Raw genomic sequence first — 15,465 nt, forward strand, 5'->3', positions numbered from 1 at the left:
GGTATATCCGGACTGTTAAAAAGAGGGACAGATCGTAGATCTTCTCGCATTGTTAAAGGTGCGGTTGCTGTAAAGTCCTGTATAAACGATGCCTATCTCATAAGCGCCACGCCGGTTGTTGGCGGCAGAGAGACTGGAGGTAGTGATATCATAGTTAAACATGAGTTTTATGGCGTTGATCTGGTAGCCAACCAGGAATACAGCCGCATCATTGGCGCGGTAATAAACGCCGCCATACAGTTGTTGTACGCCGTCGCCGGAAAGATTATAGGCAGCATTGGCGCCCAGCATCAGTTCCCGCGCGCCGGCCTGTGTGGCATAATACGCTGCAGGGTTCAGGATCACTTTATCGCTCATTTTCAAACTCGCATTCAGGAACCCGATATAGCGGCGGGGAACGGTGTTATTGCCATCAAAAAAGGTTTCCCTGGGTGTGTTGATATGTTGTACAGAGAAACCTGCATTTACATAAATATTATCGGTAGGAAAATAAGCATAATTCAAGCCTGCCTGCAGGTCGAAATAATTGACGCTGCTTTGGGTGATGGGTTCCCCGGTGGGGATCTGTGAATCAAAGAATTTACCATTCCACTGGTCGGCGAATGTGAGCTTGGTGATATCCACCCGTTTGCCGGCGGAGCCTACATTAAACCCTGCGGATAACAGGCTGCTGAAACCCAGGAGCTGGTGATAAGCGATCGAAGCGTATCCTTTGGTAGAGGTGAGGTTTCCTGCGCCGGCTACGTCGCGGAGCAATACACCCCCGATGCCTACCCAGCCATATTCCAGCTGATCGCGGAATAACTGGAAGTCGCCATATGCCGACATCGTCCGGTAAGGTATCGGAACGCTGGTCCACTGATCGCGGTAATTAATGCCAATACGGTAATTGCCGTCCGGAATGAATCCGGTATTGGCAGGGTTAGTTGTCAACGGCGAATTAAAAAACTGTGAAAAATGGAGGTCCTGTGCGTACGCCCCACCCATTGAAACAATTAATAAAATTGCCAGACATGTTGATAATTTAACGATCTGATTCATGGCTCATCATCTTAACAAGGTTACACTTCCTGATCTGCTGCCTTTGGTGCCATCCGTAAACTCCAGGTTTACGATATAGGCATAAGCATCCATGGGCTGAATATTTCCTTTAAACCGGCCGTCCCATCCGATTTGAGGATCCGAACTTTCAAAAACCAATTGTCCCCAACGGTTAAATATTTTAAGATTGAATTTGGTCGCTCCAAAAGCTTTTACATAAAACACATTGTTCTTACCGCCTGGTGCAAAGGCGTTGGGCACATCAAACAGCGGTACCACAATAGCGCTTACTTCCTCACATTTTGTATCCGTACAGCCTTCTGCGTTAGTAACAGTAAGACACACATTGTATGTACCTGTGCGCAGGTATTGATGGCTGGGGTTTGGCAGGGAAGAAGTATCCCCGTCGCCAAAATTCCAGAGGTAATGTATCGCGTTTGCCGAAGAACCATTCAGGAACTGTATCGGCGTATTTTCAATTGCTTTGGTGGGTGAAAAATCGAAGTCTGCTACAGGCGGCGCTGCCACATTTATTTCCTGTGTAATCGAATCCCGTTTGTTACAGGTGTTTGGATCGTCTACCTCGAGGGTTATTTTCCAGCGGCCTGCTTTATTAAATGTATGCACCGGGTAAGGGTCGTGTGAAACGGAACCATCATCTTCAAAGGTCCAGGTGAATGTTTCACCGCCTTCGGTGGTATTATCCATTTGTATTTCTGTGCCAACGCAAACCGTTCCCGGGTCGGTAAATTTCGCTATAACGTTCTCGGCTACACGCAGGGTGTAGGTAATTGTTTGCGGTGCATTACAGAAATTAGTATCCACCAGTGTAAGAGTAGCATTATAGATGCCCGCATTCTGGTAATAGTGGAATAGCGGGAAGGTATCTAAACCGGTATAGAATGGAGGTGTTCCATCGCCATAGTCGAGGATAAATGAGCTGTCCCTGAAATCCGCAGCTGGTGTGGATTCATTGACAAACATATACTTCAGGCTATCGCATGGATCCTGGCGTCGGGCTTCAAAATGGAGTATCGCTTCATTGTTGCCCAGTTTCACGGTTACGTAGGCGGTATCTGATCCGTTACAACTTTGCGGATCATATTTTACCATTCTTACGCGGAAGGTGCCAATTCTTGTAAAGATGTGCGTCACGGTATCTCCCTCTGGTCCGAAATTCAGCGTGGTGCCATCATCCGGGAAGAACCACTGATACGACTTACCTGGTAAACGGGTGGTATCCACAAAGGTGATGGTATCCGGTACGCAGTAGTTGGTGCGCCTGTCGAGTGTTTTGGCTCCTGCTTTCACCCCATCGAGGTTAAAAGCAATTTTCAGTGCTCCGAGATTACAGGAGGCTGGCGGTGTGCTGGAGTAGGCGCCCGGCGTGGTCGGGTACCGCGGTTTGAAGCCGCTGTTGCTCACGTTGCACCAGGCGCAGATCCCCTGGTAGATAATACCATTGCGGTCGAAGCGGCTGGTACCGCCATCTACGTGTTCATACAAACCGGAGCCGCCAAAATAACTGGCATACAATGGGCCCTGCGTGGGACTAAACCGTACGGCATCGCGCTGCAGCACATAGAAATAAAAATCCATCCCGTCTGTATTGCGTTGCAGCGCATCCGGGGTGGTCGTTAAACCGGAAGTTCCTGAATTCGGGTAGTGCAGGGAGGTATTGATACCTCCGCCCCATCCGGACACGTATACGTTTTCGCAGCGGTCTACCAGGAAGGCGGTGGGAGAAATATTAGGGGAAGAAACCAGTGTTCTTCTTTTTCCGAAAGTAGTGGAATACACGAATGCGGACAGGTTTGCCTGGAGCTTCGAGATAAACTGCAGTCCGTTTTCATTGTATCCATTGGCGCTTATTTGTATGATGGGCCATGCTCCTTCTGTGGTGCCCATTACGTATACAAATCCATTTTTATCCAGCTGGATGCCGTATACCTGGTCGGCAGCGGGATTATCAGAACCGAGGAAAGTACTCTGGATAATGTTTCTTCCGTCGTTAGAAATATGAGCAATAAACCCATCGCATACGCCGCCGCGGTACTGGGGGTATATGGTGCCGGCAGTAACGGGGAAGTCGTCGCTGGCGGTGCCCCCGGCCACATACAGGGTATTCAACCCGTTTAATGCAATTACATAAGCCGCATCTTCCTTGCTGCCTCCGAGGTAGCTGGCCCAAACCAGGTCCTGGCAAAGCGGGTTTATTTTCATAATCACGCCATCCTGCGAGCCTTTGTTGGTGCTCTGGAATACGCCGGCTGTTACGGGGAAATCGGTGGAGCGGGTGCAGCTGGCCACATAAATATAGCCTGCATTATCCACTACCACTTCGCTGCGGGCGTCGTCGCCATAGTTACGCAGCAGTACCCAGTCGCCGGCCTGACGGTCGGCCCGCATATTTACGCCGTCATCTCCGCCGCCGGCAATGATCAGTGAGCCAATGATAGCGGTGCCTGTGGCGTTTATTTTAGTAATGGCGATATCCCATCCTCCGCGGGTTCCTTTTACGTTGGTATTGGGATAGTCGTTGGAAGTGGTTCTGCCGGAGATCACGAGGTTGCCCTGCTGATCTACAAATAAGCTATGAGGTTGTTCCACGCCGCTGCCGCCCATGTAGGTGGCGTATACCAGCCTGGTTCCATTGGTGTTGAATTTTGAAATGGCGATATCAAACTGGCCGCCGCCGTAAACGCTTTGTACTGCCCCGGTTGTTATGGGGTAGCCCGGATTAAACACAATACCGCCGCCGTATAAATTGCCGGCATCATCGTAGGTGGCAGTGAAGCCCCAGTTATCCGAGCGGGCACCCGATACGGTAGAAAAAACGTAGATCGGATCTATGACCAGCGGGTAGGCCGCGTTATATTCACCGGATATTTTGAAGCCCAGTTTATTACCATTTAACCGGTAAGATACCTTTACGGTTACACGTTGATTATTGATATACTGGTAAGCAAAGGGCAGTTGTTCAATCACATCCCCCACAGAGGTGTGCACCAGCAACTGGCCTTTTTTCAGTTCCATACCGGTAGCGCCTTCATATACCATCTGGATATTATCCGGGTTAGCACCCGGATGCACAATCAGGTCATATTTCAGTTGGGAACCTTCAGAGTAAACATGCGCGTCGATGCCGGAATAAAGGGAGTTATAATTAACGCCCTGGAAGGAACCCACCCCGGTTGCCCATTTGGTTCGGTCGTTTCCGATGAAATAGCTGCTTTTGGCGTCCTGTTCTTTTTCGGGTACTATTTGTACGTCGGGATTGGCGTTCAAGAAAGTAACGTTATACGCATGCCCGCGCACATCAGGAATTTTGCCGGGCCGTGGAGGGGGCTGGCCATTCCCTGGCTGGGCAGGTGCTGGTTTAAAGTTGCTTTTCGGAACGTATACCGTATCACTCCGGTGGGAGTGTCCGTGCACATATTCGTTCAGGCTCCAGAGATCCTGCTGGTTCATCATCAGGAAAGTGAAGCCTGTTTTTTTGAGGAAGATAGCAGCGCCATCCAGTTCTGTTCTGTAGATGACATCTTTATCCCACTGGCCTTTGTTCTCAATAAAATTCAGCGGTGTGAAGTTCGCATGTTGCTGCTGCGCCTGGGCGGATCGTCCGGTGAACAAAAAGCAAATCATTAATCCAATAAGGCCGGTCGGGAAGGTAAATTTCAACGGGATTAGATTTTATTTTATTCTTAAAAACCAATATAATACTATTAAACGCAGAAGCCACTCAAATTGTTACGGTCGGGAAAGGCACAAAACTTCTGAATTGAGGAATAACAGGCTAAATGGGAAACAAGGTGAATCTCAGCTTCAGCAGCTTTATACTTTTTTAATTCATCCATCAGTTAATAAACGTAAAAACCATCAGGAAATTTTACTCCAGACAGATTTACTTCTCTGGGCAGCTAAAAATTCTTTTAGTGCCTGATTTTCAGGCAGAAGCAGATCGGTGTCTTCTTCCAGGATCTTTTCTGCGCTGGCGCGGGCGGCGTCGAGGATGGGTTTGTCCGCAACAATATCCGCCAGTTTAAAGTCGAGTACCCCGCTCTGGCGGGTGCCTTCAATATCTCCGGGGCCTCTCAGTTCCATATCTTTCTCCGAAATAATAAATCCGTCGTTGGTTTGCACCATTACGTTGATCCGTTCGCGGGAATCCTGGCTTAGCTTATTACCGGTCATGAGCACGCAGAAGGACTGTTCCGCTCCGCGGCCCACCCTTCCCCGCAACTGGTGGAGCTGCGACAGCCCGAAACGTTCGGTGCTTTCTATCACCATTACAGAGGCGTTGGGCACGTTCACCCCTACTTCAATAACGGTGGTGGCTACCATAATATGGGTATCGCCGGTTACAAAACGCTGCATGTTGGTTTGCCGCTGTTCGGCCGGCTGGCGGCCATGTACCATACTGATATAATACTGCGGTTCGGGGAAGAAAGCTTTCACCTCTTCATATCCTTTCATCAGGTTTTCATAGTCCAGCTTCTCTGAATCTTCGATCAGCGGGTATACGATGTATGCCTGTCTTCCTTTCTTTACTTCTTCTTTAATAAAATCCATTACCTGCGGCCGTTGATATTCGGTGCGGTGCACGGTAGTAATGGGTTTACGTCCAGGGGGCATTTCATCAATAACGGATACGTCCAGGTCGCCGTAGATGGTCATAGCCAGTGTTCTTGGTATAGGCGTTGCCGTCATAACAAGAATGTGTGGCGGGATGGTATTTTTTTCCCATAGGCGTGCCCGTTGTGCCACGCCGAAGCGGTGTTGTTCATCCACGATGGCCATTCCAAGATTTTTGAACGCCACTTCTTTTTCCAGCAGGGCGTGGGTGCCAACGAGGATATCGATGCTGCCATCGAGGGCGCCGGCCAGTATCTGCTTACGTGCCTTGCCTTTGATGCTGCCGGTAAGCAGTGCTACCTTTACATCCATCCGCTCCAGCAATTCGGAGATGCCTTTAAAGTGCTGCTGCGACAGGATTTCCGTGGGCGCCATAAGGCATGCCTGGAAGCCGTTGTCTTTTGCCAGCAACATGGATAGCAGTGCTACCATTGTTTTACCGCTGCCTACATCTCCCTGCAGGAGGCGGTTCATCTGCCGTCCGTGAACGGTATCTGTCCTTATTTCTTTCAGTACCCTTTTCTGTGCGCCTGTTAAGGAAAAGGGAAGATGATTGTTATAGAATTCATTAAAAGAATCGCCCACTGCACCAAACACAAAGCCGTGCGATTGCTTGTGTCTTTTGAGCTTTAACCGGCATATACGGATTTGTGCAATAAACAGTTCTTCAAATTTCAGCCGTCGTTGTGCCAGCCGTGCATCGTCTTCGCTGGCCGGCAAATGGATCCTGAAATAGGCCATCGCACGGGGCATGAGCCGGTATTGCTGTAATACTTCTGCGGGGATATTTTCCCTAATTTCCAGTGGAGATAATTGTTCCAGCAGGTTCTTGGTCAATTTTCCTATAGCCTTTGCCGTTAGTCCGCGGGCTTTGAGTTTTTCTGTGGTATAATAAACCGGTTCCAGGAATTGTTTACCGGTTGCAATTTCTTCTGTGAGCAGGTCCACCTCCGGGTGTGCCAGCTGGGTAACGCCATTGAATACGGAGATCCTGCCGAATACGAGGTAGGCCACATTTTCCTTTAGTGATTTCTGCATCCATTGCCAGCCCTGAAACCATACCAGGTCGATGGTGCCTGTTTCATCTTTAAAAGTAGCCACCAGTCTTTTCGACCTGTTTTCTCCCATTACCACCATGTTGATGATCTTTCCGCGGATCTGCACAAAATCTTCATACCCGCTGAGGGAGGCAATTTTATCAATCCTGGTACGGTCTACATAACGGAAAGGAAAATATTGCAGGAGGTCGCCAAAGGTATATACTTTGATTTCTTTACGCAGCAGTTCTCCTTTCTGCGGGCCTACTCCTTTCAGGTATTCTATCGGATTTGATAATATGGCAGTAAAAGTAGAAATGGTTATTTCGTTTTTTGTGAACAACAAAAATAAAAAAGGCAAGCGGTAAAAACTCACCACTTGCCTCTTTTACTAAAAAAACAATTATAAAACTATTCGGCTATTGCATCTACTTTTCCTTCCACGAACTGTTTCATCCACTCGGTGGTAACAGATTTCGGTCTTTCCAGGGAAAGTCCGAGTGCCCTGTCCCAGCAAAGGGAAGCCAGTACGCCTAATGCACGGGATACGCCAAACAACACGGTATAGAATTCATATTCCACCAGGCCGTAGTGTACCAGCAATGCGCCGGAGTGAGCATCTACGTTAGGCCATGGATTCTTTACCTTGCCCAGGTCCTGCAGGATTGGCGGCACGGTTTCATACACTTGCCATACAATTTTCACGAGTTCATCGTTTGGCAGGTGTTTTTTGGCAAACTCCATCTGTGCGGTAAAGCGTGGATCTGTTTTGCGTAAAACCGCGTGACCGTAACCGGGTACTACTTTACCATCGGCTAATGTTTTGCGTACGTAGGATTCAATTTGTTCTTTAGTAGGAACTCCACCACCCAGTTCTTCACGCATCTGGAGTATCCATTTGATCACTTCCTGGTTAGCGAGGCCGTGTAACGGACCGGCCAAACCGTTCATACCGGCGGCGAACGAGAGGTAAGCATCGCTCAGTGCGGAACCTACCAGGTGCGTCGTGTGTGCGCTCACGTTACCACCTTCGTGGTCGGCGTGGATCACCATGTAAAGGCGCATCAGTTCTTTGAAACCTTCATCAGAGTAACCGAGCATGTGTGCAAAGTTACCTGCCCAGTCGAGCATGCCGTTTGGCTGAATATGCTGGCCACCTTTATATTTACGGCGGTAAACATATGCTGCAATACGTGGCAGACGGGCAATGAGGTTCATGGTGTCCTCATAGGTATAGCTCCAGTAATCTTTTTTATTAATTCCTTCTGAGTAAGCCTGTGCGAAAGCAGATTCTGTTTGCAGCGCCATGATACCCACGTTGAACATGGTCATGGGATGTGCAGTGATCGGGAGAGCTTCAATAGCATCAAAAACGTGGTTGGGTACATGAGAACGGCGGCCCCACATGCTGGACAGATATTGTACATCTGCCTCAGTAGGCAATTCGCCGATCAGCATCAGGTAAAATAAACCTTCGGGTAAAGGTTCTGCGCCACCTGGTGCTTTTGGCAGGTGTTCTCTTAATTCAGGGATGGAATATCCGCGAAAACGAATTCCTTCATTGGCATCCAGCAGGGAAGTTTCTGTTACCAGGCCGGTTATACCGCGCATACCCTGATAAACCTGTGCCAGTGTTACCTCCTCAATTTTCTTGGTGCCGTGATTCTTTACCAGGTCTTTTACTTCAATGTTAAGTTCATCTGCTTTAACCTTGAATTTCTCTTTTATGTACCCCATTTTACTGCTATTGTTATTAATGAAAACAAAATCGATCAATAGTCAAAAGTAATGATTTGTTAACGAAGTTACCACCCTTTCGTGGTATTTAATGCCAAATTAACAACGATTCTCCGATGAAAAAGTAAGGCGATATAGTCGCAGCGGGCTTCATTAACAGCATATTTATAAGCCGATTACGAATATAACATATAACGCATCTATATAGACGTTAAAGAAATGTAAAATTTTCAGAATGAATTGAAAATATTGAAAGAAAAATAGCGGTGATTTTAGCGGAGGTTGTCTTGAGCGCTGATTACGCTGATTTTGCTGATTGACTTTTTGGGATTTGGGGAGATGGAAGCGGAGGTTGTAGCGGAGGTGGTCTTGAGCACTGATTACGTTGATTTTGCTGATTGACTTTTTGAGATTTGGGGAGATGGAAGCGGAGGTTGTCTTGGGCGCTGATTACGCTGATTTTATTGATTGGATTTTTGTGATTTTGAGGGAAGTTTGGAATTTTCAGGGTAATTGATGGGTAAATTTTATTGAATGAAATTGGGGGAGGATGGTGGTTGAATTAGGATTGAATAAAGGTTGAATAAGATGGGATTGATATTGACTGTGGAATACTTCATTTTTACTTTGCATGGGCTTAGCATATGCTTGAAAGATGCTTGATACATGCTTAATGTATGCTGATGACCCGGAGGTGATGTGGAGGTGACGTGGACTTGAAGCTAAGATTGTTTGTGGCAGGGCTTTACAGACGAGAAAGTATATGGCGCTTAGACGCAGTGCTATCATATAAGTGAAACGGTGTGCTAATATAACTGTGAAAATGACTCACCAGCATTCAATAAATCTTTACCGTTAAATACTATCCGCCTTTTTAAATTATCTATGGAATAATGATGGTAAAAGGCTTTTAAATTCATTGAATTTTCCGAAAAATCACATAAAAACGAAATTAAACCAATTCCCCAGAGAAAAACCAATAGACGAATTAAAATCTAACCAGCGTACTAATCTTCCTAAATCCCTGCCAAAATCACAAAAATCCAATCAATAAAATCAGCGTAATCAGCGCCCAAGAAAACCTTCGCTTCGATCTTCCCAAATCTCAAAAAGTCAATCAGCAAAATCAAGGGAATCCTGAGAAAGACAACCTCGGCTTCCATCTCCCCAAATCTCAAAAAAGTCAATCAGCAAAATCAGCGTAATCAGCGCTCAAGACAACCTCCGCTACAATCTCCGCGTCATTTGGGGGCCTGGCGATACAGGTAGAACGCCAGGGCGCCGAACAAAATATTGGGGATCCACACCGCCAGCAGCGGGTTCAGGTCTGCTTTTACGGAAAATACGGTGGCAAATTGCAGGAATATGATGTAGCTGGCACTGATCACAATACCTACTGCCAGGTGCAATCCACTTCCGCCCCTCACCTTCTTGGCGGCGATAATGCCACCGATCAGGGTAAGGATCACTACTGCGAAGGCGGCGGAGGTTCTCCTGTAATATTCTACCCAATAGGTATTCAGTCCTTCGGCACCACGGATGCTTTCCCGCTGGATGTATCGCCTGAGATCGGGCGTGGTCATGGCTTCCTGGATATTCTTTTCGTCGACCAGGTCTTTGGGGACCAGGGGTATTTTAAGCAGGGTATCCTGTTTGCTGGTCCAGGTTTCCTTCAGGCCGTTCATGGTGCGCATGGATACGTAGTCCAGTTTCCACTTTTTGGCGGTGGAATCCCAGCTGATACGGTCGGCTTTAAGTTTGAAAGTCATGGATTGTTTATTCACAACAGACAGTACAAAATTGCTCCCGCTTTTATAGTTGGGATCGTAAGTACCGAAAGTTACATAGGTAAAGCTATCGATACGGGTGGTGCGGTCGTATTGTGATTTCTCGTCGTCGTGACTATGGAGGTATTTATTTTCAAAGCTGGTACGGATGCGGTTGGCGTTGGGAACTACCCAGTAGTTGGCGAGCCAGAGTACTCCTCCGAACAGGAAGGCGCCCATCCAGTAGGGACGCAGAAAACGGCGAAAGCTTACGCCGGCAGCCAGTATGGCGATGATCTCCGAGCGGTAGGCCATCTTGGAAGTAAAAAAAATAACTGACAGGAATATAAACAGCGGAAACAGTAATGCCAGGATATGCGGGATAAAGCCGAAGTAATAATCCACTATGATTTCATGCAGCGACAGGTGATGCTTCATGAAGTCATCCACCTTTTCCGTAGTGTCGATCACTACAGAAATCAATAGGAATATCATCAGGGAGTAAATGAAAGTACCTATGAGCTTGCGTAAAATGTACCAGTCAATTTTAGTCATGACCCCAAAGATATTAGTTTATTTTATAGTCCGGACTTTTACAGGCGTGTTTTCAGCTGATTGATCATCCCGGTTTTCCAGGTGGCGAAAGTGCCGGCCAGTATTTGCCTGCGGGCTTCCTTCACGAGTTCCAGGTAAAAGGCCAGGTTGTGGATACTGGCTAATGTCATGCCTAAAATTTCGCCGGCTACAAACAGGTGTCGCAGGTAGGCCCTTGAGTAGGTGCTGGTAGCAAAGCAGGGGCTGTTAGCATCCACGGGGCTAAAGTCGGTTGCCCATTTTTTGTTCCGGATGTTGATAACGCCGTTCCAGGTGAACAGCATTCCGTTACGGCCGTTGCGGGTGGGCATTACACAGTCGAACATATCGATGCCGAGGCTGATGTTTTCCAGGATATTCCAGGGGGTGCCCACACCCATCAGGTAACGGGGTTTGTCGGCGGGCAGTGATTCGCATACCAGTCCGCACATTTCGTACATTTCATTTTCCGGTTCTCCTACGCTGAGGCCACCGATGGCATTACCGGCGCAATTGCGGGAGGCAATGTATTCCGCGGAGGCTTTGCGGAGATCCTTATAGGTGCTGCCCTGTACGATCGGGAACAGGGTTTGTTCATGACCGTAGGCAGGTTGGGTGTCGTTGAGGCGTGTGATGCAGCGGTCGAGCCAGCGGTGTGTGAGTTCCATCGACTTGCGTGCATAACGGTATTCCGACGGATAGGGCGGGCATTCATCAAAGGCCATAATAATATCGGCTCCGATGGTGCGCTGGATATCCATTACATTTTCGGGCGTGAAGAGGTGGCGGGAGCCGTCGATATGCGACTGAAAAACCACGCCTTCTTCTTTGATCTTGCGGTTGGCTGCCAGGGAAAACACCTGGTATCCGCCGCTATCGGTGAGGATGGGCCGGTCCCAGCCATTAAATTTATGCAGACCACCGGCGAGCGACAACACTTCCAGGCCGGGTCTTAAATAAAGGTGATAGGTATTGCCAAGAATGATCTGAGCCTGTACATCTGCACGCAGCTGTTCCTGGGTAACCGCTTTTACGCTGCCAACAGTACCTACCGGCATAAAAATGGGCGTTTCTATTTCCCCGTGGGCAGTGGTGATTTTCCCGGCCCTGGCATTGCTGCCGCTATCTGTAGTTATCAGTTCAAAATTCACTCGTCGATATTTCAGGCCGCAAAGATATTGAAATGAAGCGAAGATCGAAGCTGGTGGATTTTGCTGCGGGAGGCAATCTCTCCAATGTTCATAATTAATTCTTTTACAGATAATAAAAATATTATATTTTTGCGGTCATTATGCTAGACCATCTAGGTGAAATTGCCTTATACTCTTTTGCTGCCATAGCCGGGATACAGATCATTTATTTCCTTTTTGTGTTTTCCCGGGTAGCTTTCTATAGACGTAAATTTGACCTGGACCATGCACCGGACGGGCCTTTTTCGGTTATCATCTGCGCCAAGGATGAAGAATTGAACCTGCAGAAAAATCTGCCGGGCGTATTGCAACAACGCTATCACCAGCACATGAAACCCGAATACGAGGTGATTGTGGTAAATGATAACTCTGAAGACGACACCAAGTACTACCTGCGCTCCATTGAACCAGGTTATCCACATTACCGGCATATAGAGATCAAGCAGGCGGCTAAATTCATTCCCGGCAAGAAATACCCGCTTTCCATCGGTTTGAAGGGCGCCCAGTTTGAAAAGGTATTGCTTACGGATGCCGATTGCAAACCGGGCAGCACCTACTGGCTTTCGCTGATGAGCCAGGGCTTTACCGATAAAAAGGAAATAGTGCTGGGATACGGCGCTTATCATAAAAAACCGGGGTTCCTGAATAAGATTATCCGGTATGAAACCTTTTTCAGTGCGCTCCAGCATCTTTCCTTTGCCATGAGCGGTATGCCTTATATGGGTGTAGGCCGTAACCTGGCTTATAAAAGAGAGCTGTTCTTTAAACACAAGGGGTTTACAAGCCACCAGCATCTTGCCAGCGGGGACGATGATTTATTTGTGAACACGGCGGCCAACCGGAAAAATGTGGGAGTGGTAATAGACAAACAGGCTTTTACCTACTCCGAGCCGAAGCTGAGCTGGAGAAGCTGGTTCCAGCAAAAAACCCGGCATATGTCTACCGGTAAGCATTACCGTTTCGGTCATAAGTTTGTGCTGGGATTATTTTCGCTGACGCATTTCCTTTTTTACCCGGCGTTTATTTTCGCTTTATTTTTCCCGCCGCCCATACTCTGGTATGTGCTGGGAATTTTCGCGGGGAAAGTGCTGATACAGTCCATTATTACTTATGCCGCCATGCGCAGGCTGGATGAAAGCGATTTGTTTAAATTCAGCTGGCTGATGGATATTTTCATGGTATTATATTATATCATTTTTACACCGGCCTTGCTTTTCAAGTCAAAAAATAAATGGTAATAAGCAGCAGGCAATAGCTTTCTGCTTATTTGCTTTTGCTTTACTTTTGCCGCATGGAAGTTATTTTAAAGTATTTCAGCGACTTCACACCGGAACAGCTGTCGCAGTTTGAGGCACTGCAGGGATTATACCAGGAATGGAACGAAAAGATCAATGTGATATCCCGTAAAGATATAGACGCCTTATATGAAAAACACGTATTACATTCTCTCAGTATAGCCGCTATAGCGGAGTTCCAGCCAGGCACCCAAATCCTGGACCTGGGTACCGGCGGCGGATTCCCGGGTATCCCCCTGGCCATCTTTTTCCCGGAAGTACAATTTCACCTGGTAGATTCTATTGGTAAAAAAATCAAGGTAGTGGAGGGGGTAGCGGAAGCACTGCAGCTGAAAAACGTTACTGCGGCGCACAGCCGCGTGGAAGACATTAAGAACCGGAAGTTTGACATCGTGGTGTCCCGTGCTGTGGCTCCTTTGGGAGATCTCTGGCGCTGGAGCAAGCATGTATTAAAGAAATCCACCGTGCCGGGTAAGCAGTTTGAGAAGGGGCTGATTTGCCTGAAGGGCGGGGATCTGGCCCAGGAAATTTCCGACAGCGGCTTAAAACCACGCCTGGTAAAGGTGTATGATATTTTCCCCGAAGAAAGTTTTAAGGAGAAGTTTGTGGTATTGGCTAAGAGCTAAACCCGGTTTCCAGTGTAGTGTGGTGGATGCCTAGGTGTTCCAGTTCATGGCGCAGTTCTTTCTTCAAAGCTTCTGTGCCGGCAGCGTCCAGCTGCGGATCTATGGTTACCTGGGCCGTTAAAGCGTTTTCGGTAGTGCTGATCGCCCACACATGAATATGATAAATATCTTTCACCCCTTTCACGGCCAGTGCTTTTTTCCTTATTTCCTGTAAGTCGATATCCTTTGGCACCCCGTCCATCGACAGGCGCAGGCTGTCGCGCAGCAGCCCCCAGGTACCGATTACAATTACTACCATTACTATTATACTCAGCAGGGGATCCAGCCAATACCATTTGGTGTAGATGATCAGGATACCGGCAACTACGGTTGCCATAGATACCAGGGCATCTGCCGCCAGGTGGAGGTAGGCTCCTTTTATATTCAGGTCTCTTTCTTTGTCTTTGAAAAACAGCCAGGCCGTAAAGGCGTTGATGAAAATGCCGATGCCTGCTACAACGGCAATGGGGGTTCCGGGCACTTCGTAAGGCTGACTGAAGCGGCGGATGGCCTCGTATCCGATTACGCCTACCACAATAAGCAGCAGCATAGCGTTAAACAGGGAGATAAGAATTGTACTTTTGCGGTAGCCGTAGGTATAGCCGGGGTTGGAGGTGATTTTAACCAGGCGGAAACCCAGCAGTGAGAGGGCCAGGCTGGCTACATCGCTGAGATTATGACCGGCATCGGCCATGAGGGCCAGGGAATGGGTGAGGAAACCGGCGATAAACTCGGCCGCCACAAAAGCCAGGTTGAGGGAAATACCCCATATAAAAGCCCTGTTAACCTGGGCGTTGTTAAGTGCCGGCGTATGAGCGTGGGCATGATCATGCATAAACAACTGATTTCCTTGTACGTAATTTAAGAAGATTTTTTTTCGTCCTTATAAAATATCCGCTTCGCTGCTTCGTCATCCTTATTAAGATGAAACAGCTGGTCCTTACAAATAGCATTATGGCCATAGAGCAAAACGAACGCATACAGGCAACCGTGAAGCAGGAACGCAAGCGATTGCTGCATTTTATCCGGCAACGGGTAAATAATGCGTCCGATGCAGAGGATATTTTACAGGATGTTTTCTATCAGTTTACCGAATACCTGCGCCTGGGAAGCCAGGTAGATTCTATCACCGGATGGCTTTTTGCCGTAACCCGGAATAAGATTACCGATTGGTTCCGTAAGAAGAAAGAAACTCCTTTTTCCGAATTCACGCGCGAGATAGAAGGCGAAGAAGTGCTATTTCTCCCCGAACTACTTTCCGACAAAAACATGGAGGCAGATACTCCGATGGCGAAAAAGATTATGTCGGAAGCCATCATGCAGGCCATTGATGAGTTACCGGCCGATCAGCGGCAGGTATTCCTGCAGCACGAACTGGAGGGGAAATCCTTTAAGGAAATGAGTGAAGAAACCGGCATCGGGGTAAATACCCTTTTGTCACGCAAACGTTATGCAGTGCTATTCCTGCGGGAACGCCTGGCAGAGCTGTACAACGAATTACTTAACGACTGATTTAATTAAAAAGA

The 15,465-nt window shown here is 47.8% G+C and carries 10 protein-coding genes; 3 read left to right on the forward strand and 7 right to left on the reverse strand.

What is annotated here, in order from left to right:
• Positions 1–15 precede the first annotated feature (15 nt).
• The 6 genes from QFZ48_RS06340 to tgt form a co-directional block, all read right to left on the reverse strand.
• Positions 16–1,041 (reverse strand): PorP/SprF family type IX secretion system membrane protein, encoded by a 1,026-nt coding sequence (locus QFZ48_RS06340; RefSeq protein WP_370909369.1) that lies wholly within the window; start codon positions 1,039–1,041, stop codon positions 16–18.
• Positions 1,042–1,047: 6 nt separating this feature from the next.
• Complete coding sequence (locus QFZ48_RS06345; protein WP_429061633.1) at positions 1,048–4,674, reverse strand: PKD domain-containing protein; 3,627 nt, start codon at positions 4,672–4,674, stop codon at positions 1,048–1,050.
• Between the two features lie 246 nt (positions 4,675–4,920).
• Positions 4,921–7,059 carry an ATP-dependent DNA helicase RecG gene (recG, locus tag QFZ48_RS06350; protein WP_429061635.1) on the reverse strand — a complete coding sequence of 713 codons (2,139 nt, stop codon included), beginning with the start codon at positions 7,057–7,059 and terminating at the stop codon, positions 4,921–4,923.
• Positions 7,060–7,124: 65 nt separating this feature from the next.
• A complete protein-coding gene (locus QFZ48_RS06355) occupies positions 7,125–8,450 on the reverse strand; it encodes a citrate (Si)-synthase, eukaryotic (protein ID WP_370909366.1) in 1,326 nt (441 codons plus the stop codon).
• 1,241 nt (positions 8,451–9,691) lie between these two features.
• Complete coding sequence (locus QFZ48_RS06360; RefSeq protein ID WP_370909365.1) at positions 9,692–10,771, reverse strand: LptF/LptG family permease; 1,080 nt, start codon at positions 10,769–10,771, stop codon at positions 9,692–9,694.
• A gap of 38 nt (positions 10,772–10,809) precedes the next feature.
• Positions 10,810–11,940 carry a tRNA guanosine(34) transglycosylase Tgt gene (gene tgt / locus QFZ48_RS06365; protein WP_429061637.1) on the reverse strand — a complete coding sequence of 377 codons (1,131 nt, stop codon included), beginning with the start codon at positions 11,938–11,940 and terminating at the stop codon, positions 10,810–10,812.
• A gap of 140 nt (positions 11,941–12,080) precedes the next feature.
• On the opposite strand from tgt, the gene QFZ48_RS06370 reads away from it, so the two are divergent.
• Both QFZ48_RS06370 and rsmG read left to right on the forward strand, forming a co-directional pair.
• Positions 12,081–13,217, forward strand: coding sequence for a glycosyltransferase (locus tag QFZ48_RS06370; protein WP_429044861.1), 1,137 nt, complete (start codon positions 12,081–12,083; stop codon positions 13,215–13,217).
• A 53-nt stretch (positions 13,218–13,270) separates the two neighbouring features.
• A complete protein-coding gene (gene rsmG / locus QFZ48_RS06375) occupies positions 13,271–13,900 on the forward strand; it encodes a 16S rRNA (guanine(527)-N(7))-methyltransferase RsmG (protein ID WP_429044859.1) in 630 nt (209 codons plus the stop codon).
• Here the strand turns inward: rsmG and QFZ48_RS06380 are convergent.
• Positions 13,890–14,774 (reverse strand): cation diffusion facilitator family transporter, encoded by an 885-nt coding sequence (locus tag QFZ48_RS06380; protein WP_429044857.1) that lies wholly within the window; start codon positions 14,772–14,774, stop codon positions 13,890–13,892. The two genes, rsmG and QFZ48_RS06380, sit on opposite strands and share 11 nt — an antisense overlap.
• Before the next feature lie 119 nt (positions 14,775–14,893).
• On the opposite strand from QFZ48_RS06380, the gene QFZ48_RS06385 reads away from it, so the two are divergent.
• Entirely contained in the window at positions 14,894–15,451 is a 558-nt protein-coding gene (locus tag QFZ48_RS06385; protein ID WP_429061639.1) for an RNA polymerase sigma factor, read from the forward strand.
• Positions 15,452–15,465: the final 14 nt, after the last annotated feature.

It is taken from the genome of Chitinophaga sp. W2I13 (genome assembly GCF_050434005.1).
In the GTDB taxonomy this organism is placed as follows: Bacteria; Bacteroidota; Bacteroidia; order Chitinophagales; family Chitinophagaceae; genus Chitinophaga.

Bases quoted from the DNA above. Each gene is read 5' to 3' on its own strand.
- QFZ48_RS06340 (WP_370909369.1), bottom strand. From the start codon at position 1,041: ATGAATCAGATCGTTAAATTATCAACATGTCTGGCAATTTTATTAATT.
- QFZ48_RS06355 (WP_370909366.1), bottom strand. From the start codon at position 8,450: ATGGGGTACATAAAAGAGAAATTCAAGGTTAAAGCAGATGAACTTAAC.
- QFZ48_RS06360 (WP_370909365.1), bottom strand. From the start codon at position 10,771: ATGACTAAAATTGACTGGTACATTTTACGCAAGCTCATAGGTACTTTC.
- QFZ48_RS06370 (WP_429044861.1), top strand. From the start codon at position 12,081: ATGCTAGACCATCTAGGTGAAATTGCCTTATACTCTTTTGCTGCCATA.
- rsmG (WP_429044859.1), top strand. From the start codon at position 13,271: ATGGAAGTTATTTTAAAGTATTTCAGCGACTTCACACCGGAACAGCTG.
- QFZ48_RS06380 (WP_429044857.1), bottom strand. From the start codon at position 14,774: ATGCATGATCATGCCCACGCTCATACGCCGGCACTTAACAACGCCCAG.
- QFZ48_RS06385 (WP_429061639.1), top strand. From the start codon at position 14,894: ATGGCCATAGAGCAAAACGAACGCATACAGGCAACCGTGAAGCAGGAA.